This window comes from Streptomyces sp. NPDC058231 (assembly GCF_042882275.1).
Taxonomy (GTDB): domain Bacteria; phylum Actinomycetota; class Actinomycetes; order Streptomycetales; family Streptomycetaceae; genus Streptomyces.
This window is the reverse complement of record NZ_JBHVWN010000013.1, coordinates 124,809-148,538: the sequence shown is the minus strand read 5'-3', so window position 1 is coordinate 148,538 and position 23,730 is coordinate 124,809. Positions and strand designations below refer to the sequence as shown.

Annotated in this window: 23 protein-coding genes; 11 read left to right on the top strand and 12 right to left on the bottom strand. The window is 68.7% G+C overall.

The window, feature by feature from the left end; all coding sequences use genetic code 11:
- The first annotated feature begins 210 nt into the window (after positions 1-210).
- On the top strand, positions 211-489 hold the full coding sequence (locus tag ACFVXE_RS12700; RefSeq protein ID WP_389671112.1) for a hypothetical protein: 279 nt from the start codon (positions 211-213) through the stop codon (positions 487-489).
- A gap of 201 nt (positions 490-690) precedes the next feature.
- Here ACFVXE_RS12700 and ACFVXE_RS12695 read toward each other — a convergent pair whose 3' ends face one another.
- Positions 691-858: a hypothetical protein gene (locus ACFVXE_RS12695; RefSeq protein ID WP_389671111.1), complete on the bottom strand. Its 168-nt coding sequence runs from the start codon at positions 856-858 to the stop codon at positions 691-693.
- 376 nt (positions 859-1,234) lie between these two features.
- On the opposite strand from ACFVXE_RS12695, the gene ACFVXE_RS12690 reads away from it, so the two are divergent.
- On the top strand, positions 1,235-2,032 hold the full coding sequence (locus tag ACFVXE_RS12690) for a maleylpyruvate isomerase family mycothiol-dependent enzyme (protein WP_389671109.1): 798 nt from the start codon (positions 1,235-1,237) through the stop codon (positions 2,030-2,032).
- 557 nt (positions 2,033-2,589) lie between these two features.
- On the opposite strand, the gene ACFVXE_RS12685 is transcribed toward ACFVXE_RS12690, so the two are convergent.
- A complete protein-coding gene (locus tag ACFVXE_RS12685) occupies positions 2,590-4,680 on the bottom strand; it encodes a SpoIIE family protein phosphatase (protein WP_389671108.1) in 2,091 nt (696 codons plus the stop codon).
- Positions 4,681-4,890: 210 nt separating this feature from the next.
- Here ACFVXE_RS12685 and ACFVXE_RS12680 point away from each other — a divergent pair, with 210 nt between their 5' ends.
- From ACFVXE_RS12680 to ACFVXE_RS12660, 5 genes are all read left to right on the top strand, one after another.
- Positions 4,891-4,986 carry a DUF6233 domain-containing protein gene (locus tag ACFVXE_RS12680; protein WP_389671106.1) on the top strand — a complete coding sequence of 32 codons (96 nt, stop codon included), beginning with the start codon at positions 4,891-4,893 and terminating at the stop codon, positions 4,984-4,986.
- Between the two features lie 1,446 nt (positions 4,987-6,432).
- Positions 6,433-7,602 carry a PP2C family protein-serine/threonine phosphatase gene (locus ACFVXE_RS12675; RefSeq protein ID WP_389671104.1) on the top strand — a complete coding sequence of 390 codons (1,170 nt, stop codon included), beginning with the start codon at positions 6,433-6,435 and terminating at the stop codon, positions 7,600-7,602.
- 801 nt (positions 7,603-8,403) lie between these two features.
- Complete coding sequence (locus tag ACFVXE_RS12670) at positions 8,404-9,039, top strand: hypothetical protein (RefSeq protein WP_389671103.1); 636 nt, start codon at positions 8,404-8,406, stop codon at positions 9,037-9,039.
- Between the two features lie 70 nt (positions 9,040-9,109).
- On the top strand, positions 9,110-9,691 hold the full coding sequence (locus ACFVXE_RS12665) for a hypothetical protein (RefSeq protein WP_389671102.1): 582 nt from the start codon (positions 9,110-9,112) through the stop codon (positions 9,689-9,691).
- A 351-nt stretch (positions 9,692-10,042) separates the two neighbouring features.
- Entirely contained in the window at positions 10,043-11,221 is a 1,179-nt protein-coding gene (locus tag ACFVXE_RS12660; RefSeq protein WP_389671101.1) for an alpha/beta hydrolase, read from the top strand.
- Positions 11,222-11,294: 73 nt separating this feature from the next.
- Here the strand turns inward: ACFVXE_RS12660 and ACFVXE_RS12655 are convergent, their stop codons facing one another.
- From ACFVXE_RS12655 to ACFVXE_RS12630, 6 genes are all read right to left on the bottom strand, one after another.
- Positions 11,295-12,074 (bottom strand): hypothetical protein, encoded by a 780-nt coding sequence (locus ACFVXE_RS12655; RefSeq protein ID WP_389671099.1) that lies wholly within the window; start codon positions 12,072-12,074, stop codon positions 11,295-11,297.
- 387 nt (positions 12,075-12,461) lie between these two features.
- Positions 12,462-13,241 (bottom strand): calcium-binding protein, encoded by a 780-nt coding sequence (locus tag ACFVXE_RS12650; protein WP_389671097.1) that lies wholly within the window; start codon positions 13,239-13,241, stop codon positions 12,462-12,464.
- 40 nt (positions 13,242-13,281) lie between these two features.
- A complete protein-coding gene (locus ACFVXE_RS12645; RefSeq protein ID WP_389671096.1) occupies positions 13,282-13,944 on the bottom strand; it encodes a flavoprotein in 663 nt (220 codons plus the stop codon).
- Positions 13,945-14,079: 135 nt separating this feature from the next.
- Positions 14,080-14,922, bottom strand: a complete 843-nt coding sequence (locus ACFVXE_RS12640; RefSeq protein WP_389671095.1) for a hypothetical protein — start codon at positions 14,920-14,922, stop codon at positions 14,080-14,082.
- Between the two features lie 735 nt (positions 14,923-15,657).
- A complete protein-coding gene (locus ACFVXE_RS12635; protein ID WP_389671094.1) occupies positions 15,658-16,290 on the bottom strand; it encodes an HAD-IA family hydrolase in 633 nt (210 codons plus the stop codon).
- 150 nt (positions 16,291-16,440) lie between these two features.
- On the bottom strand, positions 16,441-16,857 hold the full coding sequence (locus ACFVXE_RS12630) for an ester cyclase (protein WP_389671093.1): 417 nt from the start codon (positions 16,855-16,857) through the stop codon (positions 16,441-16,443).
- A 183-nt stretch (positions 16,858-17,040) separates the two neighbouring features.
- On the opposite strand from ACFVXE_RS12630, the gene ACFVXE_RS12625 reads away from it, so the two are divergent.
- Positions 17,041-17,484, top strand: coding sequence for a CPCC family cysteine-rich protein (locus ACFVXE_RS12625; RefSeq protein ID WP_389671091.1), 444 nt, complete (start codon positions 17,041-17,043; stop codon positions 17,482-17,484).
- On the opposite strand, the gene ACFVXE_RS12620 is transcribed toward ACFVXE_RS12625, so the two are convergent.
- Complete coding sequence (locus ACFVXE_RS12620) at positions 17,429-17,989, bottom strand: hypothetical protein (protein ID WP_389671090.1); 561 nt, start codon at positions 17,987-17,989, stop codon at positions 17,429-17,431. The two genes, ACFVXE_RS12625 and ACFVXE_RS12620, sit on opposite strands and share 56 nt — an antisense overlap.
- Positions 17,990-18,382: 393 nt before the next feature.
- On the opposite strand from ACFVXE_RS12620, the gene ACFVXE_RS12615 reads away from it, so the two are divergent.
- From ACFVXE_RS12615 to ACFVXE_RS12605, 3 genes are all read left to right on the top strand, one after another.
- Positions 18,383-18,832 carry a hypothetical protein gene (locus ACFVXE_RS12615; protein ID WP_389671088.1) on the top strand — a complete coding sequence of 150 codons (450 nt, stop codon included), beginning with the start codon at positions 18,383-18,385 and terminating at the stop codon, positions 18,830-18,832.
- Positions 18,832-20,211, top strand: a complete 1,380-nt coding sequence (locus ACFVXE_RS12610) for a DUF1254 domain-containing protein (protein WP_389671127.1) — start codon at positions 18,832-18,834, stop codon at positions 20,209-20,211. The genes ACFVXE_RS12615 and ACFVXE_RS12610 overlap by 1 nt, the downstream gene beginning before the upstream one ends.
- A 70-nt stretch (positions 20,212-20,281) precedes the next feature.
- Entirely contained in the window at positions 20,282-20,509 is a 228-nt protein-coding gene (locus ACFVXE_RS12605) for a DUF2277 domain-containing protein (RefSeq protein ID WP_389671086.1), read from the top strand.
- Here the strand turns inward: ACFVXE_RS12605 and ACFVXE_RS12600 are convergent.
- The 3 genes from ACFVXE_RS12600 to ACFVXE_RS12590 all read right to left on the bottom strand — a co-directional run bounded on the left by ACFVXE_RS12600 (position 20,496) and on the right by ACFVXE_RS12590 (position 23,712).
- On the bottom strand, positions 20,496-21,143 hold the full coding sequence (locus ACFVXE_RS12600) for a DedA family protein (protein WP_389671085.1): 648 nt from the start codon (positions 21,141-21,143) through the stop codon (positions 20,496-20,498). The two genes, ACFVXE_RS12605 and ACFVXE_RS12600, sit on opposite strands and share 14 nt — an antisense overlap.
- A 291-nt stretch (positions 21,144-21,434) precedes the next feature.
- Positions 21,435-21,911, bottom strand: a complete 477-nt coding sequence (locus ACFVXE_RS12595; protein WP_389671084.1) for a DoxX family protein — start codon at positions 21,909-21,911, stop codon at positions 21,435-21,437.
- Between the two features lie 115 nt (positions 21,912-22,026).
- Positions 22,027-23,712, bottom strand: a complete 1,686-nt coding sequence (locus ACFVXE_RS12590) for an alkaline phosphatase D family protein (RefSeq protein WP_389671083.1) — start codon at positions 23,710-23,712, stop codon at positions 22,027-22,029.
- Positions 23,713-23,730: the final 18 nt, after the last annotated feature.

The window sequence follows — 23,730 nt, the reverse complement described above, 5'->3', positions numbered from 1 at the left end:
CAAGACCGCCCCGCAGCCAAACCCACCCCGCTACAATCCCCACACTCAAGCCGTTGACCAGCGGTAATGGAGAAGTCCGGCTGGAGTACTAAAGGGGGCCCGCAGTCTCCAAGTGGGGATGCCCGCTGCCAGGATTCGGCATTGTGCCCCGTTGTTGAGCGCTGAGATCATCAGAGCGAGTGCCTAAGTGAAGGCGCCAAGGGAGGCTGTGTGTCGTCTGTCGTTCTTGTAATCATTCTCGTGATGGCGTTGATACTGGGCGTGACGGGTGCACTGGCCATGACGACTGGGCGCATCGCATTCCCTTGGGTGCGCAAGGGTGTGAAACAGCCGCGCGTATGGGGTGCTGGGGCGTTGTTGATCGCGGCGAATCTCGCGGCGGCGTGGCTGGTGCCCTTCCATGGCCAGAGCCTGCTCATGCTGGCTGGCCTCTTGCTGATCTGGCGGGCCCAGGGCTGGGGACATCGGGAGACGCCCCGGGCGAAGTGAGTAGGTCCCTCGCAGGTCGGCGCACGACTCGCCCCACCTCGCTTCCTGAAACGGTACTCATCCGCGTGCCCGATCCGTGCCCGTCAAGCCGGTACACCACGGTCAACAGCGGGTGCCAGGGCGAGCCCCAGGACGCCTCTTGGTGCCCGCTACTGCTGCTCAGGCGGTCAATGACCGTCAGAAGCACGGTGATTCCCAAGCTCAGGGCGCAGGCATGGCGACAAAGTCCGTCAACGCGCTCTCGGGGATGCGGACATGCCACCCCATCTTCACGAACACGATCCGTCGTTCGGCGATCAGACGTCGGGGGAACCGGGGGGCGATGTATGCGAGTGCCGGCACATCGTGGCGAGTGTCGGAGGCTGCCATCCCGACCACCTTCGACCCAGGCAGAGCCGAGCAGCCGCGGCCCAGGGCGTCAAGGTCGTTCGTACAGTGGCGCGCTCCACCTTGACGCCCTGAACCACGCCCGCTCCACGGTGTGTGGGCCGAAGGCGGACGGGATGACAGCAGGGACAGTTGTGGTTCCTGTCGGAGCCAGACCCGCGAGTCAATCGGAAACCTCGAATTGGGCACGGTAAGAGCGGCTAATGAGGCCTTGCCGGTGCGGCGTTGCGTGACTCACTGATCGTTTCAGAATGTGGACACGGCGTCATCTGAGGGCGCCCGGCCCGTGCCGCGCGCTCGGTGCCTCCGCTGTGAAAATCACTGTCCGATTGTCGGAACACGGTGATAGGGAGTCCATGTGACAACGACACTTACGTTCCCCGTTCTGTTGCGACTGATCGACGAACGGTCGACTGCCTTCCGCGCCGCGGTCGCCTCCGCGCCCAGCCTCGACGTACAGGTGCCGACCTGCCCCGAGTGGACGCTGTTCGATCTGGCGCAGCACATCGGCGAGGGGCGCCGCGCCTGGGCCGCCACCGTCGCCGCAGGGCCTGCTCCGGCCAAGTCCGCAGCGGAGGGCGCCCCGGCTGCGCCTCGGGAGCGCGAGGCCCTGCTGGCCTGGTTGGCGGAGTCCACGGAGCAACTGCTGGACGCATTGCGGAAGGCCGGCCCGGATCGCGGTTGCTGGACGTGGTGGGGTGCGTCCCAGTCGCCGCAGACCTGTGGCGCCGTCGCCCGGCACCAGCTCCAGCAGATCGCGGTGCACACCTACGACGCCCAGGTCCCTGTGGGTGCCCCGGAGCCGCTGCCGGATGAGGTGGCACTCGACGGTGTCGAGGAGTTCCTGTCCACCTGCGTCGCAACGACGAGTGCCTGGCCGCACAAGCCCACTGCCTTCGACTTCCACGCTACCGAGGGTCGCTCCTGGTGCCTCACGGTCGACGGCGACGGCGCACGCTCCACCCGTATCTCCGCGCCCGGCAAGACGCCTGTCGCCGTTGCCGACGAGGGCCCGAACGCGGTTGGCGTCTCCGTTCGCGGCACGGCCAGTGAGCTGGTTCTCTTCGTGTACGACCGTATCCCGGCGGACTCCCTGCAGATCGAGGGAGACGCAGGTTTGTTCGACCTGCTCCGCGCGTGGGACCCGGAGGAGTAGGACGGGTGCTGTAGAGCGGCGAAGTAAGCCTTGTCAAGACTGCATGCGGCGTCTGACACCAGCGGCTGACACCAACAAGCACGAACCGCAGCGGTCAGCGCCGGACCTCAGTGAACGATCGATCAAGGCGCAAGGGCCGTTGGCCGACGTTGACAGGTCCCCAGGTGTGCCCAGGTGTGCCCAGGGGTGCCTAGCAACGGAGAAGCTGCAGGTGAGAGGGGATAACGGGAGCCCTCTGTAAATCTGCTGGCCTCAGCGGATCGGCGTCGGTGCGCATGCATGAGGTCCCGCTCAGTCCGCAAGCGCAAAAGCCAAGGACAACGACCATGAGGAGGAGCCCGCCCGGACGGCCACACCTCCGACAAGCCGGAACCTCGCTCATCGTCTTCATGATGCCGCCTCCGACTGACAGCCCGTCACTTTCGTAGGTGGTGACCCCGGACGCTGGCCGTCAAGCTCGTGACCGAGTGGCACCGGCGAGGTGGGGCAGCCGCTGCCGCTTCAGGGCATGGCTGTCGATGGTCTGCTTGGCCGGCAGCCGGGCAGGCGTTCTTGCGCTATGAGGAGGGCGGCGGTGCGGTGACGGGTTCGGGAAGAGCCTGCTCGGCCCAGATGATCTTTCCGCGTCGGGTGGGGCGGGTGCCCCAGCGCTGGGTGAGCTGTCCTGTGAGGAACAGGCCGCGGCCGCCTTCATCGTTGTCCTCGGCGCGGCGTAGTTGTGGGGCCGTGCTGCTGGTGTCGGAGACCTCGCAGGTCAGCGTTCGGTCTCGGATCAGTCGTAGTCCGATGGGTCCGTCGGAGTAGCGGAGTGCGTTGGTGACCAGTTCGCTGACGACGAGTTCGGTGGTGGGGGTGAGGTCGTCGAGGTTCCATGCGGCGAGCTGGTCGGCGGCGTGCTTGCGTGCCTGGGCCACGTACTCGGGGGCGGGTTGCAGGGTCCAGGACGCCAGTTGCCCGGGGCCGAGGGCGCGGGTTTTTGCCAGCAGCAGGGCCGCGCCGGGCTCAGGGGGCTGGGGGGTCAGGATGCCCATGAGGGTGTTGCAGGCTTCCTGGAGTGAGCCGATGCCGGACTTGAAGGCGGCCTGGACCTGGTCCAGTGTCCGGGTGGTGTTCTGCGGCGCGCGATTGTTCCGTTGGGCGCCAGCGCTGGTGACGATGAGGACGGTGCCCTCGGGCAGTTCGTGTTCCGTTGCCTGGTAGGTGGGTCGTCCCTGCCCGAGTACTGGTCCTTGCGGGATGTCGTCGAGCTGCACGGTGCCGTCCGGCAGGACGAAGACCGGCTGCCGATTACCCGCCGCAGACAGGGCGCAGTGCCGCGTTACGGGGTCGTGGACGGCATAGGTGCAGGTGGCGTCCACGGTCGCGGTGCGCGGTCCGGCCTCCGGGGTGGGGTGTTCCTGGCCGCTGAGCCAGGTGACGAGTTCGTGCAGGCGCTGAAGAAGTTCATCCGGTGCCAGGTCCAGAGCGGCCAGGGCGCCGATGGCAGCTCTCAGCTCGCCCATGGCAGCCGCGGCACGGATACCGTCTCCGGCGACGGTGCCGGCCGCCAGAGCGACCCGGGCGCCGGGCAGGGGGATGACATCGGACCAGTCGCCGCCGGAGCCGGAGGGCGGATAACAGTGTGCGGTCTCCACGGCGCTGTGGGCCGGGGCTTCCAGGGGCCTGAGGCTCATCTGGAGGATGCGGGCGGCCGAGCGGCCGCGACTGTAGAGCCGCGCATTGTCCAGGCATAGTGCGGTGTGGGCAGACAGCTGCGCGGCGAGGGCAAGGTCGTCGTCCTCGTATGCGTCCTGGGAGCGCCAGCGGTAGAAACAGGCGAGGCCCAGAACGAGGCCGCGGGCACGCAGCGGAACCACAATCATCGAGCGCACCTGGACGGCTGCCAGCAGCCGGTAGCGGAACGGGTCGTCGGCCAGCCAGGCAGCGTCCGCGTCCAGCTTGCTGACCAGGCAGGGACGAAGGTCTGCCATGGCCTGACGGTATGGCGATCCGGCCGGGAAGCCGCTGATCTCCCCGGCCATCGGGATCCGTGAGTCCTCGATGTCGTGCATGGAATGCCAGCCCGCGCGCCGCAGCGCAATGCCCTCGATCAGCGGTCCGGGCTCAGGAGCCTCGCCGCGCAGCACCGGGTCAAGAAGATCAACCGTGGCGGTGTCGGCGAAATGCGGGACGGCCGCGTCGACCAGCTCCTGCGCCGTTTGGAAGACGTCCAACGTCGTGCCGATCCGAGTGCTGGCCCGGTGCAGCAGAGCCAACCGCGCCCGGGCCTGGTAACGCTCGGTGACATCCACGATCGCCGCGGCCACCCCCAGGGGCTGCCCTCGCGCGTCATTCAGCCGGTACCAGGAGACCGACCCAGTGACCTCGGCATACGGCTCGTAGCGGGAGCGCAGCGTCACCAGGACATCGCGCCTGGGCATGCCGGTTTCCAGCACCTCACGCGCCAGGGCCTCGATGCCGTCGGCCTCCTCTTCCAGACCGAAGGCACGCAGCATCTCCGACAGCGTGCAGCCGAGGAGTTCCTCCATCGGGAAGGCTCGGATGCGGCGCGCAGCGGGGTTGAAGTACACGAGGCGCAGCCCGGTATCCAAAATGTGCAGGCCGATCGGGGACTCGGTGAACAGGGCAGTCAGAAGCGCATCACCCACGTCACCACCGGGACGACCCGGAATTTCCCGCGGAGCGCTCACGGCAACCCTTCCGCTGTAGGTGAAAGGCTTCGGCACCTACCCCCATCCTTAAATAATGCCATTCCAGACATATCGTGGTGAAGTGGAATACTCGGGCATACCGGGAACGTCCCGTGCGTCATCGGGGTCCGCGTTGGCGGGTGCTACGCCCCCGGGAAATGACAGCGGTTGATCAGCCGCGAGCAGGCACTCGCCGCCCTTGATGAAGGGTTCCGGGCCTGCATCCACTGCCGGCCCGACACCGAGTTCGGGGTGCTCGGGTAGTCCAGGCGCTGCGTGGCTTCCGGTCGGCAGTCTTCTTCTTGCGGGGATTCATCTCGTGGACGGTGGCGTGCTTCTCCGATCGCCGCGGGCCTCCTTGGCCTGCACCGACGCGTTCAGGGCTGCCATCAGGTCGACGACCTGTCCGGGCTGCTGCTCCTTGGCCGTGGGCAGCGGGGATTCCGGCCTGCCGGAGTCGCGATGACGGCAGTCTCTGACGGCAACGTAGGCAGACCGAAGCGGACTTGATCGCATCCCGGGGTGCGCACTGCACCGTGCCGTAGGTTCGGCGCCCCGGTGAGCAGACGGCGCGGTCGAACTCCTAAAGCGGGTGTCAAGCAGGCTGGGCCGTCCCGTGATGGAGGGCTTCCACGATCGTGGCCCAGGGGAGCTCTCGAGCTGCTGGCCCTTCCCTGGGTTCGTAGAGTGGCCAGACGTCAGGGCCATAGACGAGCCTTACGTCCGCCTTCTGCAGGGTCTCGATGTGGCTGTCCCACGCGGGGTGCCGTGCATGTCCGCGTTGACCCGCGGGAACACCACGATGGATACGCCTGTCGTGCCCAGCGCCTGGGTCTGCTGCACGATGGGGTGACATCTGAACTGGCTTGCCCTGTAGGGCGGGTGGGAAGGATCTTTGGCCTTAGCGACTGAGGTCAGGATTCGGGCTCGGCGATGCGAGCTGCACGCCTCCGCATGTGTAGAGGCCGAGCTCAGAAGATCCTCAAGGCTTTCGCCTTGGAGGGTACGAGCGCCGGATGGCATGTCATGGTCATCCCACGCGAGAACCCGAGCGCGTATCTGCAGGCGATTGCAGCCACTCAACGAGGGAGACGCACGTGTTCGGAGCAATGCCCCTGGGCGCCGAGATCGCTACAGCTGTCACGCTCATCGCCGTCGTCGGACTAGCCATCATCGCGATCCGCTGGTTCAAGGCACAGAAGCGGTAGGCCGAGGCCGCCTCCGGGCCGTGATCGAACTTACAAGGCGCGTGTGGGCGGTACCGCGAGTGCCAGATCCGTGCCAGATCGAGCGGTCAGTCACGGTCAATCGGGGTGCGAGGCGGTGCGAGACCCACTGACAGGCTGGGCGCTGTTGTACGGCTGCTGACCAGCCAAGACCGTCCTATGGCCGGTGCCGCCCTTACAAAGCAGATGTCGGCGGTTCGAAACCGTCCGCGCCCACCAGTGCAAAGGCCCCTCGAATTCGCCGATCGTGGTTGGGGGCCTTTGCCATCCAGTTTTGACATCAACCGGTGCGGTCACTCACGGTCGGGACGCCGCCGTGCGGTCGCCTTGCTGCACGCTGGGCGACGGTGTGCGACATGCCGCTGGTGGCGTAATGGGGCCTTGCACTCGCTGGCCAGGTAACCCTGTATTGCATCGGTCACGGGTGCAGCTCGTCGGTGCTGTCGTGAGAGTGGATGGGCGGATCCGGCGAGAGGAACCGGAGATGACTGAAAGGTCTGCGGGGCTGGCCGGACTGCTCGCTGCGACAGAGGCCCGGATGCCTGTCGAGTCGGCCGAGGTGATCGCCTTCGAGCTGGCAAGGCGCCTGGAGGCTCGGTCCGTCTCCTTTTTGATCACCGACTTCACCGGCAACGCCGTTGTACGCCTGAGCAACGCCGACGCCGGTGAGGAGCGGGAGCGCATCACGTTGCCCGGCACCGTCTACGGGCAGGTACTTCGCGAACAGCGGGTGTCCGTCCGCCGAGGCGGGCACCCCGACGGGCAGGTCCAGATCGTGGCCCCGGTGAGCAACCGGGGGGATGCCATCGGGCTTCTTGAAGTCCTCCTCCCGAAAGCCCCCGAACCTGCAACTGTGCAGGCGATCGTCGAATCGGCCCATGCGCTGGCTTACATCCTCATTGCCAACCGACGTTTCACCGACCTGTACCAGTGGGGCCGCCGCACCCTCCCCACGAATCTGGCCGCCGAGATCCAGAACACTCTCCTTCCCGACAGCCTCACCTGTGAAGCACCGCAGTTCACGGTCTCCGGCGAGCTGATCCCGACCGAACAGATCGCCGGAGATACCTTCGATCACTCCCTCGACCGCCACACCCTGCATGTGTCCATCACCGACGCCATGGGCCACGACGTCCGTGCCGCCCTCATCGCCACTCTGCTTGTCGGCGCTCTGCGCAGCGCGCGGCGCGGAGGAGCAGACCTGGCCGACCAGGCCCATCAGGCTCATCAGGCCTTGCTCGACCACGGCCTGCATGGCCCCTTGGTCACCGGCCAGCTCTTGCGCGTCGATCTGCAGACGGGAAGTGCCGGCTTCGTCAATGCCGGTCACCCCTGGCCCTGGCTTCTGCGCGGGGGACGTCTCGAGCGAATGGTTCCCGAGATCGATCCGCCCTTCGGTGCCCCTTTGTCGCACCCGCACCGCGTCCAGTCGCTCCAACTGCGACCAGGTGACCGCCTCATCCTGGTCACCGATGGCATGCTCGAGCGCAACGCCGCTGCCGAGGACCTTCCGGCTCTGATTGAGGGCACCCGCGACCTGCACCCTCGCGAGGTCGTTCACACGCTTACCCAGGCCGTCCTGTGTGCCCAGCAAGGTGTCCTGCATGACGACGCCACCGTGGTCTGCCTGGACTGGCAAGGCTCCCGGGACTAGGAGTGCCCCGGTTGGGGCGGTCGAGCACGGCCAGCGACGGCTCCCCGGTGGGTGGCTTTATCCACGAGTTTCGGTTCTGGCACACATTCCGCAGAAGTTGAGCCAGATCCCGAGATCGGACAGCACTTTGGGCGGGGCCGTCTCCGGGCCGTGATCGAACTTGCAAGGCACGTGTGGGCGGCACCGCGCGTGCCAGATCCGTGCCAGATCGAGCAGTCAGTCACGGTCACTTGGGGTGTGAGGCGGTGCAGAGACCCGCTGACAGGCTGGGCGCTGTTGTACGGCTGTTGACCAGCCAAGACCGCCTTGTGGTCGGCGCCAGGCCTACAAAACAGATGTCGGCGGTTCGAAACCGTCCACGCCCACCAGTAAGAACGCCCCCGCAGCGAGCCGCTGCGGGGGCGTTGACGGTAGTAAGTGACGGCCGTTCCTCAGGCGCATCGCCTAGCGGTGGGCTGCGTGAGTAGAAACTTTCTCTACGGGTTCAAGCACCGGGCTGCGCTCCGCTTCGCCGGGCGGGCTTCCCGGCTCCGCTCGGGGCGCCGCTCCCGCCTTCGGCCCGCTCCGCCCCGGCTGCGCCGACGCCCGCCCACACATGGATAGGGCCAAGGCCATGAAGGCGAGCACCGCAACCACGGCGGCCCGGTCAAGGACATGCCTCCGGCGGGGGCGCTCCGACTCCGGGACGGAGGGGCGCCACTTGCGAGTGCCGGCCGAATGGGGCGGGTGCGAGCTGGGGTGAGTGGTGGGCTGGGAAAACGGGGCGGGTGCCGGGCAGCACGGGTGATCTAGGGTGCGTCGATGCAGCCCTTCCCGTCGCCGCAGATACGGGCGAACGAACTCCGGCCCGGCCGTCACTGGTATGCAACGGCGGCCGCGATCACCGTCGTGCTGATCGTGCTGGGCATAGCCATGGGTGTGTACCGGTTCAAAAACGCGATCAACGCGGTGGATACGGACAACCAGTTCGCCAACGGCGACACCGTCACTCTGCGGCTCGACCCGGAACACGAGAAGGCGATCTGGACCAGGGAGCGAGGCCCGTCATCTGACCAGGCGTGCGGCATCACCGGTCCGGGCGACCCCGGTCTCGCCAATCCGGGAATCGACGTGTTTCTCACCCGCAACGAAACCTGGAACCCGCTCTACACCATCGACGTGCCGCGGGCAGGCGACTATAAGGTCACCTGCACCTCCCAAGGGCCATCCCGGTACGCCATCGGGGACCTCGGAGGCCTTGTCACGTTTGGAGGCTGGCTGATGCTGGCCGTCCTTCTCCCGATGCTCGGAATCAGCATCGGCGCCGTCCTCGTCCTCGTCACCGCCTTCCGCCGCAGAGGCCATCGCAAGCGGCTGCTCGCCGAACGCTACGGCTCCGGTGGTAGCCACCCCGCACAGCCCGCTCTGAGCCCCGGTGTCGGTCCCGACCGGCAGTGAGCATTCCCAGGCTGCGGTCTCGGCGGAATCCCCCTGCTTACCGCCACCCGAGTGTCCTACCGTTCCGCCTATGACTCCGATCAGCCCCGAGAACCCGCTGACCTCAGAAGACGCCCAGGCGTTGCTCGGCATGCTCCCTGCCCGAGTCGAGATCAAGCCAGGCATGAGCGAGCGGGAGCTCGACCGGATCGAGGAACGCTGGGGGTTCCGTTTCGCCCCTGAGCACCGGACGTTGCTGGGTGCAGGACTGCCGACGGGGGGCCGTAGCTGGCCCGATTGGCGGGACGGCGATGCGGAGGACCTGGCAGAGCGGTTGGCCTGGCCGATGGACGGCGTGCTGTTCGACGTGGAACACAACGGCTTCTGGCATCCGGAGTGGGATCCGCGGCCGGCAGGCACCCAGGACGCCCTGGAGTTGGCCCGCACATCCTTGGCCAGAGTCCCGGTGATGGTGCCGATCTACTCACACCGGTATCTACTGGCCGATCCAGACCGTACGGGTGCGCCTGTGTTGTCGATGTACCAGACGGACATCATTTACTACGGCACCGATCTGGTCGACTACTTCCACCACGAGTTCGGTCGCCCGGTGCCGACACCGGAAGAGCATCAATACGCCACGATCCCGTTTTGGTCCCACTTCCTCGACTGAACGGCCCCAACGGGACTGGGGGTCTTGGCGCACAGGGATGACATCCATCGCTGACATCAACGACAGTGAAGAGCAGCAGGGGCGGGTGCACCCGCGCACGTGCGGCGTTCATCCTGCTCTTCACCAGGGCACGAAGCTTGTCGGGTTCCACATGATCGCTCTGGCATACACCTGCGGAGGCCGAACTCGCGAGGGTCCAACGACTCCTGGGCGGACGTTGCCGAGAATGCGGGCGTGCGCTGACGTTGCACCGGGTTCGATGGATCTTCATGAGCGCATGACCCGCAGCGGCGGGCTCGGTGAGGAATTCCCAGTACATTTCCCAGAGTTGACGGTGGTACGTTCATGGACATGCCGATGGGATACGTGGCCTCGACCGCGCTCTTGACCTGGTGCACCTTCTTCGCCGTTGTCGCGCCACGCCGGCCCCGACCTCTGGCGACCATGAGCTTCTGGTTCGGCATGGTCCTCAACGAGGCGCCGTTCCTGGGCATGTTCGCCGTGGTGGCCTCCACGGCATTGGCCGCCGCCCAAGGCGATCTGGAGTCACCTGCCAGCAAGGTGGTGGCAGCGGTGGCTCTCGCCACCATCCCCGGAATGGCCGTGTCCGCCTGGCGGGGCCTGCGGACGGACCAGGTGGTCGGGCGCGCCCTTGAGCAGGGCCTGGGCACCGACTGGCGGGATCATGTGCACAAACCGCTGCGCCGCCATCGGCCCTGGGCCCGCATCCTGCTGCTGCCGGGCCTCATGCGGCAGCGCAACGTGGAGCGGATCCCCAACATCCGCTACGGGGACGCCGGTCGCCGGAATCTGCTCGACGTCTACCGCCGCCGCGACACACCACAGAACGCGCCGGTCCTGATCTACTTCCATGGCGGCCACTACACCGGCGGGGCGAAGAGCCGCGAGGCACGGCCCCTGCTCTACCGGCTCGCGGGCCAGGGGTGGGTGTGCATCAGCGCCAACTACCGGCTGCGGCCCCAGACCACCTTCCCCGGCCACCAGATCGACGCCAAGAAGGTCATCGCCTGGGTCCGCGAGCACGCCACCGAGCACGGCGCCGATCCGTCGAGGCTGTTCGTGGCGGGCAGCTCCGCCGGCTCCAACCTGGCGGCCCTGTGCGCGCTCACGCCGAACGACCCGGTGTTCCAGCCCGGATTCGAGTCGGCCGACACCTCGGTCACCGCGGCGATCTGCCTCTATGGCTACTACGGCCATTTCTTCGGCGAGGAGCCCGACGAAACGCCGTCCCCCAACCAACCGTATGCGTATCTCAACCCCGGTGCGCCACCGTTCCTCATCGCCCATGGCACCAAGGACGCGCTGGCGACCGTCGAGGGCGCCCGGAACTTCGTCGACCAGCTGCGCCGCACATCCGACAGCGCCGTGGTCTACGCCGAACTGCCAGGCGGGCAGCACGCTTTCGACCTGTTCCACTCCGCGCGCTTCGAGGCAGTCGTGGACGGCGTCGAAGCCTTCGCCGCCTGGGTCCTGGCTGCTCTGCAGCGCACTCCCGACTCAGCCCGTTAGGGGGCGACGACGCCGCGGTGAGCCGCGGCAATCAGCCCCCTCCCGCTTCGACGGGAGGGGGCCTCCGTGGTGCCTACGGGCACGACTCCTCGTACTTCACCGCGGTGAACTTGACCGGCTGCCCCTTCAAGGCCACGCCAGGGCCGGGAGACTGGGTGCACACCTTCCAGTTGCTCTCCAGCAGCACCATGCGGTCGTCCGCGCCGGCATCGGTCACCGTGATCGACGTGCCGGAGTCGAGCGCACCGCGCGCGGCCTTGACCGACTTCCCCGCGAAGTTCGGCATGGTGCTGCCGGCCCGGGCCGGGGTCTTCTGGTCCGTTGCCGGACAGGACTCTTCGAGCTTGACCGCCCCGAAGTCCAACTCGGTGTCCAGCGGAATGGTCGTCCCAGCCTTGTAGTTCTGGCTGCACACCTTCCAGTTCCGGTCGAACGCCTGCATGCGGTCGCGCCCGGAACTGTCGTGCGACGTCAGGCTGTAGAACCCCGCCTCCTGTGCCGCGTCCTGGGCTGACTGCAGTCCCATCCCGACGAAGCTGGGCATGGCCTTCGGTTTCTCGGCAGCCGGCTTCGTCTCCTTCTTCTTCGCCGGCTTGTCGTCCGCCGTGTCGGCCACCGGTCCTTTGGGCCGGGCGGTCACAGTCTTCGTGACCGCGGGCACCGGCTTCTCACTGCCGGCGTTCTCGGTGTTGCCGCCGCCTGCTGCACCGATCACGACGCCGAAGAAGAACAGGCCGAAGGCAGAAGGGACAACGATCCGCTTCCTGGCCCATCCCGGCTGCGCCTTGGGCGCCTGCACCGGTGGTTGCCCCCATTGCGCCGGCGGCTGCTGCGGGTGATTGCTCCAAGTCATTCGTCCCCCTGGTGGTTCATGGAGAGATGACCGTAGCTGTCCCGAGTTGAGGTGCGTGAACCAGGTACTCCATTAGTGGCGGAGTTGTGATCAAATCGTGCGGAACTGGTCGACTTCGGCCGGGGCGTACTGGCTGCACTGTCACCGCGTGGACTCCACGGAAGTCCTGCCGGAGCAGCCGACATCCTGTGGGGAACGACCGGCGGACGGCGATGGGTGCCGTCGCCATGGTAGGGATCGCCGTCATACCAGTGGGGGCGCCGTCCTGGTGAGGACGGCGCCCCTGTTGGGCATCGGCTGAGACTTGACCAGGCGTGGTGTGACTGTTGCCTGTGGTCGAACCTGCGTTCTCCCGCGTCAGGTCTCAGAAACGCTTTCGATACGTGGCTACTGGACGTCCACGAAGTCGCCGGCCGCGCTGACCGCCGGAGTCGTCGCCGTGCCCGCGAAGCTGTAGCGGAAGTAGCCGTCGGTGGAGGCGGTGACGGTCGTCTTGAGGTTGCCCGTCGAGTTGGACTTGATCGTCTTCACCGTGGTGTAGGTGGTGCTGTTCTTCTTGCGGAACTGCAGCTTCACCGACTGGTTCGTGTAGCCGTGGTACTCGTTGTCCTCCCAGTTGGCCCGGGAAAGCTTGCCGGTGACCGTGATGGTCTTGCCCTTCTTCACCGGCTCCGGCGAGGCGTTGACCGTCAGCTTCGAGTAGCGCTGCACCTTGAACGTGGTGGCCGCGTCCCGGTGGATGTAGTCGTAGTCGTTGGCGGAGACCAGGGTGCCGAGTTTCCAGGTGGCCGCCGCGTTGTTGTCCACGAAGCCGGTCGACGCCTGCGGGTTGAACGTCAGCGTGCCCGTGCAGGTCGACGTGGTGGCGCTCGCCTTGACGCACGTGATCTCGTCGTCCCAGATCTGCGCGAAGTTCGGATTCGGACCGGAGGCGCTGATGTACGTGGTCTCGGCGATGCCCGAATCGTCCGACGCGGTCACGGAGACCTTGGCGTACACCACATTGGTGGTACCGACCACGACCGGCTTGCCGCCGTTGATGACGACCTTGTCGATCGTGATGTCGCCCGCGCCGCCGTCCGCCGCCTGGGCGGTAGTGACGCCGAATGCGGTGGCGACCAGCGCTGCACTCGTGCAGAGCAAGGCAAGTCGCGTTGTTGTGCGCATGTATGTCCCCCCAGGGAATTTTTGATCGATCAGAGGGAGCCTACGACGTTGGCCAAAGGTTCACCACGTTGTTCTTCTTTTCACGGCTGGAGGGCGACCTGTATGACCGACGCCGACCCTGGAACGGGTGCCGAGCGGCCCGGGCTGTCACGTGCTGGATGGACTCCATGATCGCGGCCCAGGGGAGCTGTCGGACCGCCGGCCCTTCGCGGGGTTCGTGGAGAGGCCAGACGTCAGGACCGTGGACGAGCTCCACGCCTGCCGTCCGCAGGGCCGCGACATGCCCGTCCCACGCCGGGTGTCGTACGTGCGCTGCGTTGACCCGCGGGAACACCACCACCGGAACGTCGATCGTGCCGAGTGCCTCGCTCACTTGCGTCAGTGCTTGGTTGTCGGCGATGCCCGTCGCGAGCTTGGCGACGTAGTTCGCGCTTGCGGGGGCGACGACGTAGCAGTTGGCGACCGGGTGCGGGCGGGCCTCGGTCGGCAGGCGGGGAGCATCCCGGACCGGCAGGCCGGTTACGGCTTCCAGTCGGTCCAGTTCACCGCTCGTCCTCAGCCATCGGCCGGCATTCGGGGTCAGGGTCACGGCTACCTGCCGGCCCAGGGCGACCGCCGGCTCGACCAGGCCGGTGCGGAGTTGCTCGACTCCGTCGGCTGCCGTGCCCACGACGCCCAGCACTCCGCGGCTGACTGCACTCACGGTCCCACCACCCCGCATCGGTTTCCCTCACCTCGGCCAGCAGTACAGCGGGAGCAACCGTGTGCGGAGCAGGTGGCCCGTCAAGCGTGTCGGGCGGTGGGCGGCGCGGCCGCGCCCGTCAACGGTTCGAGCTCATCAGTGGTTCGAGCCCTTGGTCCGATGATGAGAGACCTGTTCCCGTACGGTGCGCCACCGTGACCGACTCTGCTCGACCAGGGTGTCCCACTGCCGGCGGACTTCATGGTCGGAAGGGCGGTGACCCTGGTGGATCCGGCTGAGTTCGTCCCGTACTTCCCGTCCCAGTGCCGCCGATGCGACCAGGACGAGCATGGCTGCGAAGAGGGCGGAGATCATCGCGAAGACGGCGCCGACCACCCCGTACCGTGCTGCGGAGGAGTTGAAGAGGTGTGGCATGTAGATGGTCGCGCCCACGGAATAGGCCGCCGTCAGGATGGTGCCGGTGACGCCGAAGGGAAGCAGGTCCGGCCAGCTGATCCGTCTTGCCGACAGGATCCGGCCGCTCCAGACGAGGAAAGCGGCGGTCACCAGTACCCCGCACGCCAGGGCGGTCAGGCCCAGCGCGCTCCCGTCACGGAGCGTGGAGAGCCATGTGGTGACCACTACGTACCCGCCGAGAGTCAGGATCCACCACAGGCCGTTGCGCGTGTTACGCACACTCAGCGGCTTGAGCTCCCAGGTCTGTTCGAAGAGCCGCTGTGCGGCTCGCGCGAAACTCAGCATCGAGATCATCAGAAACGCGACCCCGAAGACACCCAAGCTCGCACTGGTCTCTTCGGCGGGAGAGAACAGCGAGCTGACCGCCTTGGCGCCTGCTCCGGTGAGGTGATAGCGCTGGATGATCCGGTCTGCGACGTCGTAGTGCGCGAAGTTGCCCCAGACGGCGCCAAGGAGGATGGAGAGCGGGACCAGTGCCGTCAAGGCGCTGGACGCCAGGGCCAGCGAACGGTCGAAACCCACGATCCTCTGGAACCGGTTGATGACACGCAACGCGAAGTCGGGCCGCAGCCAGAACGTCAGTGTTCTGACGAGGCGCTCTCGATTGATCCCCGTCGTCCTGCCCTCCGTGAAGATCGGGACCTCTGTGGCGACGTGAGCCTAACGGTCGGTCGCCCGGCCGATGGAGGGCGACACGAGAAGCCGTACGCCGGCCGCTCGGCGTCCGGATGCCTCGCATCGTCATGTGATCCGTCGTGCTTCCTGGTGGTGGGGCGGAAGGGGAGGCGAGCGAGACTTGAGTCCCGAGTCCGACGGCCGGCGCACGGCGAGGGCTGTGGGCCCGGTGCCGGGGTGAGCGGAGGGGCGACCTGATGGACATTGCCGGGCAGTACCCGCCCGTCGCCGTCCGGATCGGTGCGGCACGGCCACGGCCGGGCGAGAACGTTCTTCCCTCGCACGTGGCTGTGTGCCCCAGTCCCGACGCCGTCGCGGCGGTCGAAGAGGCATGGTGGGTCGACCTGCGGCGGGCCCACCGCGAAGAGCCTGACCCTTCCCACGACGGCAGGCTGCAGAGCCGGCGTGACATCGGTGACGGACATCGGACAGTGACTGACATCGGACCCCCGATGAACTGCGGTCTGCCACGAATGGTGCGCCAACCGCCCGCGAGCGCCACCGTCCCACCGGGGTTTCGTGGTGGCGGTATGGCCGTCGCCGACCGTGGGACTGTCTCAAGTACCGGCCCGTTCCGGCAGGTTACGCATCCTGGTGCGGTGGCTCCGAGTGCAGGGGCGCGAGAGCCCTGCGGAGGTCATCGGTCTGCCGGTAGTGGACAGCGGTCATGCCCGCTTCGCGGGCAGCCGTGACGTTGACCCCGGTGTCGTCGATGAACAGGCAGCGGTGGGCCGGAGCGCCGACCCGCTCGGCGGCGATGAGGTAGACGCGGGGGTCGGGCTTGGCGAAACCGATGCGGGCGGTGTTCACCACGGTGTCGGCGAGGTCGTCCAGTCCTTGCCGGGCGAGATCCCACTCCAGCCGGGTGGTCGCGTTGGAGACCAGGGCGACGGTCGCGACCTCGCGGGCCCGGGTGAGCAGGGACACGACCTCGTGATCGACGCGTGGCACGAGGCCGGACCAGGCGGTGACCACGGCATGGGCGCGGTCCGCTGATCCACAGAGTTCGGCGAGGTCCGCGGCCACCTCGGCGCGCCATTGCTCGTCGGTGATCGTCCCGGTGATCGCGGGGTGCAGGCGCGACGGTGCGAAGGCCGTGGCTGCGAGTGTGCCCGCCGAGAGCCCGTGGGCGTGTTCGAGATCATCCGCGGCGGGCCAGTGCCGAAGGACACCGTCGATGTCGCAGAGCACGGCGTCGTAGGGGCGGGCAGCCATGGTCGGAACTCCTTGATGACGGTTCTCGGTGAGGCCTTCTGGGCGTCGTGGTCGAACCGGTTGCCGGGACGGATCCCAGTAAACGCCACACCGGTACGGGGCGTCAGCCCGCACGCCGGGCTGCGGTGCGAGTTCCGACCGCCTGCGGGATCACTCCTCGGCGAGGCCGAGCTGTCGCAGCATGCCGAGTTCGTCGCTGCTGCCCCAGCGCTCGACGAGCTTGCCGTCGCTGTCGAAGCGGCTGATCTGCATGCCCCGGTAGCTCACCGTCCTGCCGGTCGCCGGATGCCCCATCAGTTCCCCCAGCTGCGTCCCGGTGACGGTGTAGGCGAAGGCCAACTCGTCGTCGGTGGCCATGAGATGCTCCACCTCGACGTGCAGGTCCGGAAAGGCTGTCCGCAACTCGCCGAACATGGCCTTGTATCCTTCGGGCCCCGGCTCCTGCCCGGGGGCCGGATCGTGGTCGGTCGAGCCGGGCGCGACGATCTCATCGAGGACGTCGAGGTTGCCGGTGGCGACGGCCTCGCCGAAAGCGGTCTGTGCAGCGATGTTCGTCTGCTGAGACATGGGCACTCCCCGGCCGCGTGCCGACCACCGGCCTCGTCTGCCGGCTGCGAAATCCACGCATTACGCCGTAAGGCGACCGTACATCTGCCCTGTGCCCCTCGCACGTCTGAGCGTGGGCCTCCGGGAGCGGTGCTCTCCGTCCGGATCCGTGATCCGCGTACGGTGCCGGCCGGCGGGGGATAAGTGGCCTGCTTCTGGGAGGACGACGGCCAGGACGAGCATGACGCCGACGAGGTCAAGGGCGGCCCGAATCGTGGCCTGAGCCTGTCGCAGGCGCGTGCGAACTTCCGGGCCACGGGTGCCTCCGAGGGGCGCCGGACCCACCTGGTCCGGGACCCGCTGCCGGAGGAGCACCCCGATGTCGCACCGCGCCGGGGCGCGGGCTTCCTCCACTCATGGACGCCGCAGCCGCAGCCGCAGCCGCAGTCGCAGCCGCAGCCGCAGCCGCAGCCGCAGCCGCAGCCGCAGGCGCAGGCGCCCGGCGCGTGGTCGGGTGATGGGGGCACCGGTCGCCGCGCTCCGGATGCGGCGGACGTCCGAGGGGAGAGGTCCGCCGCGCGGCCGGGGAGGTTCAGGGGCGGCGTACCGCCCACAGCCATACCGCGCCCACCAGCGGCAGTCCGGTGACCAGCGTGTTCGTGATGATGACCGCGGTGTCGTCGTAGTCGAAGAAATGCTGGCCCTGGACGAACGCGACGGGTACCAGGAAGGTCATCGCCGTGCCGTTCCACTTCTCCTTGTACGTCCAGTGCGCCGACATCCACAGCAGGACGAGTCCGACGGCCCGGATCACCAGACCGAGGACCGGTCCGGCGGCGGCCGGCAGGGCGAGGGCCGCCGCAGGGAAGGCGAGCGCGCTCAGCAGCACGGGGACGAGCGGGTGCACGCTGCCCCGCCGGGGCGTGGTGGTGGCCTCCGGCTTCTCCTTGGGGGCGGTGGTCGCGACGGTGCGCTGGGCGACCAGGCCGCGTAGGACGTTCCGAACGCCGGCGGGGCGCTCGGCGAGGGTGATGTCGAGGCGTTCGGCCAGGTCGGCGACGAGTTCCTGGCGGCGGGCGGCCGGGAGCCCGGAGGCTGCGCGTTCGACGGCCTTGAGGTGCTGCTGGATCCCGGTCTCGTTGGCGGTCTTCATACGCTCTCTCCGGCTCTGTGCGTTCTGCGTGCTTCCTGGTGTCGACGGCAGCCACGAGTTCGTCCCGGCGTGACCGCGGCGGCAGCGGGCGGACCGCACCGTGAGCAGCCGGGCTCCTCCTGATCGCCCGGCGGACCGACCCCGTACCCGGCTCGTCCCGCCCCGTCCCGTCCCGTGGCGAGCATGCAGTGCGCGAGCACGCGGTGCGTGAGATGTGTGAGTGCGCCCTTGACCGCTGAACCGATTGTCCACACGGGGTCCCGGTGTGCCGCGAGGCGCCCGTCGGCACGGCAGAAGCCGTCACCCGAACGGTCTCCTCCGGGTGGTCGCGCGGGCGGGAGCCACGCAGGGTCGGACTCGTTCAGCCGTTCCGCTCCGGCCAAGGAGATTCCCATGGCACAGTCAGCGCCCTCTCCCGGGACCCCCCGTACCTCGGACCACAGGGCCGGTGGTCCCGGGGACATCAACCCCTGGGCTGCCGGGGGAGTCATGTTCGCCGGTGTCCTGCTGATGGTTGACGGCGTCATGGGGGTGATCAAGGGGATCGCCGGTATCGCGAGCGACGACGTCTACGCGCGCGTCCGCAACTACACCTTCAGGTTCGACGTGACGGGCTGGGGCTGGATCCACCTGGTGCTCGGCGTGATTCTCCTGATCGTCGGCTGGTTCATCCTCAAGGGCGCCGGCTGGGCCAAGGGGACCGGTGTGGCGCTGGCCGCGATCAGCATGATCGCCAACTTCATCTGGCTGCCCTACCAGCCGATCTGGGCGGTCATCTCCATCGCCATCGACGCCTTCGTGATCTGGGCCCTGTGCACGGATCGCTCCCCGTCGGTCATCTGATGGCGGCCGGGACGGCGGAAGCGGCGCGTGGGGGCGGTGGGCCCGGGCAGGAGGAGCTCACCGCGCTCGCCGCCGAGGCCTACGTCTACGGGTATCCGCTGGTGTCCGGCCTGTCGCTGGTCGAGAGCTGCACTCAGGAGGGCTTCGGCGCACTGGCGCCCGCCCCCTTCAATCACTTCTCCCACGCGGACCGGCCGGAGCGTCCGGATGCGTACCCGGGGTTCGGGGGCGGTGACACCGTCTGCTCGGCGGCGCAGCTCGACCTCTCCGGCGGGCCGCTCCGGCTGCACGTCCCGGACACCGGCGGGGCGTACTACGTGCTGCAGTTCGTGGACGCCTGGACCAACAACTTCGCCTATCTCGGCAGCCGTGCCACCGGTACGGGCTCGGGCGACTGGCTCATCGTGCCGCCGGGCTGGGCCGGAGAGGAGCCCGGGGGCGTGCGCGGGGTCATCGACGCGCCGACCGCCGTCGTCTCCCTGGTCGGGCGCATCGCCTGCGACGGTCCGGACGACCTGCCGCGCGTCCGGGCTCTGCAGGAACAGTTCTCGCTCACCCACGTCGAACCCGGCTCGCACCGTACGGGTCTGCCGGCGCCCGACACCGACGTTCCGGAGCGGCTGGCGTTCTTCGAGCGGCTCAGGGTGTGGACGGCCGACTTCCCGCCGGCCGCGGCCGACCGCGCGTACCAGGACCGGTTCCAGCCGCTGGGCTTGCTGGAGGAGGGGCCGTCGCCGTACGTCTCCGCCGGCCCCGCGCTCGTGCGCGCACTCGCCGAGGGGATGACTCAGGGCAGGGCGCGGGTGGTGGCGGCCGGCCGGTCCGGCGCGCCGGTGGGCGGGGGCTGGGAGATGGATCCGCATCTGCACGACTACAACCTCGACCGGTTCGAGGTGGGGACGATCGACTCCACGGAGTGGAAGATCGCCGACCGGGAGGCGTCCTACCTGGTCAGGGCGGTCGCTGCGCGGCAGGGGCTCTGGGGGAGCCATGGGTACGAAGTGGCGTGCGCCCAGACCTGCCAGGACAGCGACGGCAATCGGCTGCACGGCGCGCACTCCTATGCCCTCCGTTTCGAGCAGCCGCCGCCGGCCGGGGCGTTCTGGACCCTGACCGTGTCCGGATCCCCGGAACCGCGGCCCGTCGGGAACCCGGCGGACCGTCATGCGATCGGTGACCGTACCCCTGGGCTGGTGCGCGCGGACGACGGGACGCTGACGGTCCACATCGGCGGGGAACGGCCCGCGGACCCGGCGGCGGTGAACTGGCTGCCCGCGCCCGACGGCGAGTTCCGGCCCGTGCTCAGGCTCTACACCCCCGGACGCGCGGCCCTCGACGGCAGTTACGCGTTCCCCGCCGTCGAACTGCGCGAGCGTTGAGCCGCGTGTCGGCGGCGGGCTGAGCGGAGCGTTCCGGGCCGTTGTCAGTGGTGCGGTCCACACTGGGGGCATGTGCCGCAGCATCAAGACCCTTCGCCCGCCCGTCCTCCCCGAGGAGGCCACCGAGGAGGACATCAGGGCGGCCGCCCTGCAGTTCGTACGGAAGGTGTCCGGCTTCCGGGCACCGGCCGCGCACAATCAGGAGGTGTTCGACCGGGCCGTGGACGAGATCGCCGAAGCGACCGCCAGATTGCTGGACGGGCTGGAGGTGCGGGGGGCGGCGGTCAGGACGTCGTAGTCGCGGTGGCGGCCGCCGCAGCAGCCGCGGGGCGGCGCATCAGGTATGCGGCCAGGGCGCCCGCCACGAACAGGGCGAGGACCGACACCGCCGTCCCCAGCCATGTCGTGCCCAGCCACTGGCCGCCGAAGTAGCCGAGGCCCACGCTGTAGCCGGCCCAGGCCACCCCGGCCAGGGCCGACCAGGGCAGGAACTCCTTCACCTTGCGGTGCGCGGCGCCCGCGCCGAGCGAGACGACGGAGCGGCCGGCCGGGGCGAAGCGCGCGATGACGACGAGGATGCCGCCGCCGCGGCTCAGGGCGGCGCCGAGACGTTCCTGCGCAGTGGTGAGGCGGCGGGAACGGGCGATGGCGCGGTCCAGACGCTCACCGCCACGCCAGGCGAGCCGGTACGCGACGAGGTCGCCGAGGACCGAGGCGGTGGCCGCGCTCAGGACCAGGGCGAGGAGGGACGGCACCTGCGGGACCTCTCCGGAGCCCGCCACCGTGGTCGTGCCCGCGGCGGCCGCGGTCGCCGCGGTGATCACCAGGACCCCGCTGGGGAGGACGGGCAGGAAGACGTCCAGGAGTACGGAGAGGGCGACCACGGCATAGATCCATGGACTGCCGGTCAGCGCACCCACGCTCTCGAGCACCTTCTACTCCCCGATTCGTATCAACGCCGCGACGTCGCAGGGGAGCGGCAGGAGCGGCAGGGTCAGCTGTACAGCGTACGCCTGCCGTTTACCTGTACATCATCAATGCACGGACGATGTCGTGTACCTCACGCGACTCACACGCATCCGGTGCCGCACCGGCCTCGCGGGTCCTCGGATGTGCCCCGCGGCGGCTCATCTGTGCCGCCGCGGGCATGGCCGGGAGCGGGTGTGCCCGGCCACCGCCGTGGCGGGAGCCGGGCATCCGTGATCAGGCCCTGGTGGGGCGGGTCAGGCGGTGACCGCCGACGCCTGCTCGTGGGTGCGGTCCTCGCCCCGGCCGGTCTCCTCGCCGCGCCCGCCGCCCGTGCGCGCCGCGAACAGCCGGTCCAGGGCCAGGGCACCGGGGCCGGTGAAGACCAGGAGCAGGAACGTCCAGCAGAAGACCGCCGACGGCTCGCCGCCGTTCTGCAGCGGGAAGAGCGCCTCGGGCTGGTGGACCTTGAAGTACGCGTACGCCATGGAGCCGGAGGCGACGAGGGCGGCGACGCGGGTGCCGAGGCCGAGCACGACCAGCGTGCCGCCGACGAGCTGGATGAGGGCCGCGTACCAGCCGGGCCAGGTGCCGGCCGATATCGAGCCACCGCCCATCGCGCCGCCGAGGATGCCGAACAGCGACGCGGCGCCGTGGCAGGCGAACAGCAGGCCGACGACGATCCGGAACAGGCAGAGGGCGTAGGGCTGTGCCTTGTTCAGATGAGTGCTCATGTGGGGGAGGGCTCCTTCGGTCTGGTGGGGGACGTGAACCGATTGAGCGCCTCAGGTTAGGGATGCCTCAGTAGTGCTTGCAAGTTCAACATTTTGTCGACTGGCTGAAAATTGCCTACGCGTCGGCGATCAGGCTGCGATCCAACACCGTCTCCAGCTGCGCACCCTTGGCCTTCGCTTTGGCCTGAACCAATGTCAGCGCAGCTTTCCGGCCATGCAGGGTGAGCGTCATCAGCTGATTGCCGAACCACGGGCCGCCGGTCTTCCGCCACCGGATCGGTGACGGGCCGGTCCGGCCGTGCCGCGCCAGCATCCGCCCCAGGCACCGTCCTGCCCGGCTCCAGCCGAATCGGAACCCCGCCCTGAGCGGGCCGGGTATGGAGTTGTGCACGGGAGAGCAGGTCAGCTGCAGGACACGAGCTCCGGGGGCGCCGCCCGGTACGTCGTCGGGCCACGCGGGCTCCGCGATGTACGCATGGTGCACATCGCCCGAGAGCACGCAAACCGTCGCAGGTGCATGTGGCCCGCTCCCCGACTCCCTTATGAGTTCGGTCAGTTGGCGGAAGGAGGAGGGGAATGCCGCCCAATGTTCCAGGTCGGAGCGGCGGCGCAGCCTCTCGCCGAACCGCGCCCAGCGCCCGCCCGTCCCGCCGTGCTCGCCCCTGCACAGCGCGGCGTCCCACTCCTCCGCGTCATGGACGAGCGGCGGCAGCAGCCACGGCAGCGAGGTGCCGATCAGGAGATGGTCGTACGAACCGGGGTCGGCGAGGGCCGCCTCGCGCACCCAGCGCGCTTCCTCGGCGTCCAGCATGGACCGCCGTTCCTCGTCGAGTACGCGGGCCGCCCGGCTGTCGACCATCAGCAGCCGGACTCGGCCGAAAACGCGCCCGTAGCTCCACCGCGTGCGGGTGGGCTCGAGGTCGGCCTCGGCGGCGAAGCGGCGCAGCACCTCGGTGCCGTCGGGGACGGCGCGCACCGCGGCGTAGAGCGGGTCCGCGGCCAGGGCGGCGGGGGAGAGGTTGCCGAGATGCTGATAGACCCAGTACGAGGCCAGCCCGCTGACGATCCGCTCGTGCCACCAGGAGGTGGCCCGGGCGTCGGCGACCCAGGCGGCGCTGGTGTTCCAGTCGTCCACGACGTCGTGGTCGTCGAAGATCATGCAGCTGGGTACGGTCGAGAGCAGCCAGCGCACCTCGGGGTCGCGCCAGGACTCGTCGTAGAGGTGGGTGTACTCCTCGTAGTCCGCGACCTCGGCGCCCGGCGGCTCCTTGAGGTCCCGTCGCCGGGCGAGGCGTCGGCGGGTCGCCTTCGACGTCTCGTCCGCGTACACCTGGTCGCCGAGGAGGAGCAGTACGTCGGGGCGTACGGCGGCGGGGTCGGCGGCGAGCCGGGCGGCGAGGGTGTCGAGCGCGTCGGGGCCGACCGTGTCGCGTTCACCGGTGGGGGGAGCCGCCCAGCGGCAGGAACCGAAGGTGATCCGGACCGGACGGGCCGCGCCGTCGGATGCCGGGGGTGGCGTGGTGATGGTGCAGGCGGGGAAGCGGGAGTCCTCGGGCGGCCAGACGCGGCGCCCGCCGAGCAGCACTTCGTACGCGGTGGTCGAGTCCGGCGTCAGGCCGGTCACCACCACCAGTGCGTAGTGGTGTCCGGCGACGGCGAAGGTGGGGGAGGAGCCCGACGCGCCGTCCGCGCAACGGACTTCGGCCGTGGTCGGCCGGTCGGCCTCCACCCAGACGGTCGCGGAGGAACCCGCCTCCCAGTCGACGTACCGCAGCAGTGGTCCCAGGCGCAGCCGGGCCATGTGGTGTCTCCTCGCGTC

What these genes read in the sequence shown, in the direction of transcription:
- ACFVXE_RS12610 (WP_389671127.1), top strand. Translation starts at nt 18,832, where the DNA reads ATGGCGGCCGGGACGGCGGAAGCGGCGCGTGGGGGCGGTGGGCCCGGG.
- ACFVXE_RS12605 (WP_389671086.1), top strand. Translation starts at nt 20,282, where the DNA reads ATGTGCCGCAGCATCAAGACCCTTCGCCCGCCCGTCCTCCCCGAGGAG.
- ACFVXE_RS12630 (WP_389671093.1), bottom strand. Translation starts at nt 16,857, where the DNA reads ATGTCTCAGCAGACGAACATCGCTGCACAGACCGCTTTCGGCGAGGCC.
- ACFVXE_RS12590 (WP_389671083.1), bottom strand. Translation starts at nt 23,712, where the DNA reads ATGGCCCGGCTGCGCCTGGGACCACTGCTGCGGTACGTCGACTGGGAG.
- ACFVXE_RS12620 (WP_389671090.1), bottom strand. Translation starts at nt 17,989, where the DNA reads ATGAAGACCGCCAACGAGACCGGGATCCAGCAGCACCTCAAGGCCGTC.
- ACFVXE_RS12595 (WP_389671084.1), bottom strand. Translation starts at nt 21,911, where the DNA reads ATGAGCACTCATCTGAACAAGGCACAGCCCTACGCCCTCTGCCTGTTC.
- ACFVXE_RS12615 (WP_389671088.1), top strand. Translation starts at nt 18,383, where the DNA reads ATGGCACAGTCAGCGCCCTCTCCCGGGACCCCCCGTACCTCGGACCAC.
- ACFVXE_RS12665 (WP_389671102.1), top strand. Translation starts at nt 9,110, where the DNA reads ATGACTCCGATCAGCCCCGAGAACCCGCTGACCTCAGAAGACGCCCAG.
- ACFVXE_RS12655 (WP_389671099.1), bottom strand. Translation starts at nt 12,074, where the DNA reads ATGACTTGGAGCAATCACCCGCAGCAGCCGCCGGCGCAATGGGGGCAA.
- ACFVXE_RS12660 (WP_389671101.1), top strand. Translation starts at nt 10,043, where the DNA reads ATGCCGATGGGATACGTGGCCTCGACCGCGCTCTTGACCTGGTGCACC.
- ACFVXE_RS12675 (WP_389671104.1), top strand. Translation starts at nt 6,433, where the DNA reads ATGACTGAAAGGTCTGCGGGGCTGGCCGGACTGCTCGCTGCGACAGAG.
- ACFVXE_RS12650 (WP_389671097.1), bottom strand. Translation starts at nt 13,241, where the DNA reads ATGCGCACAACAACGCGACTTGCCTTGCTCTGCACGAGTGCAGCGCTG.
- ACFVXE_RS12695 (WP_389671111.1), bottom strand. Translation starts at nt 858, where the DNA reads ATGGCAGCCTCCGACACTCGCCACGATGTGCCGGCACTCGCATACATC.
- ACFVXE_RS12635 (WP_389671094.1), bottom strand. Translation starts at nt 16,290, where the DNA reads ATGGCTGCCCGCCCCTACGACGCCGTGCTCTGCGACATCGACGGTGTC.
- ACFVXE_RS12670 (WP_389671103.1), top strand. Translation starts at nt 8,404, where the DNA reads ATGCAGCCCTTCCCGTCGCCGCAGATACGGGCGAACGAACTCCGGCCC.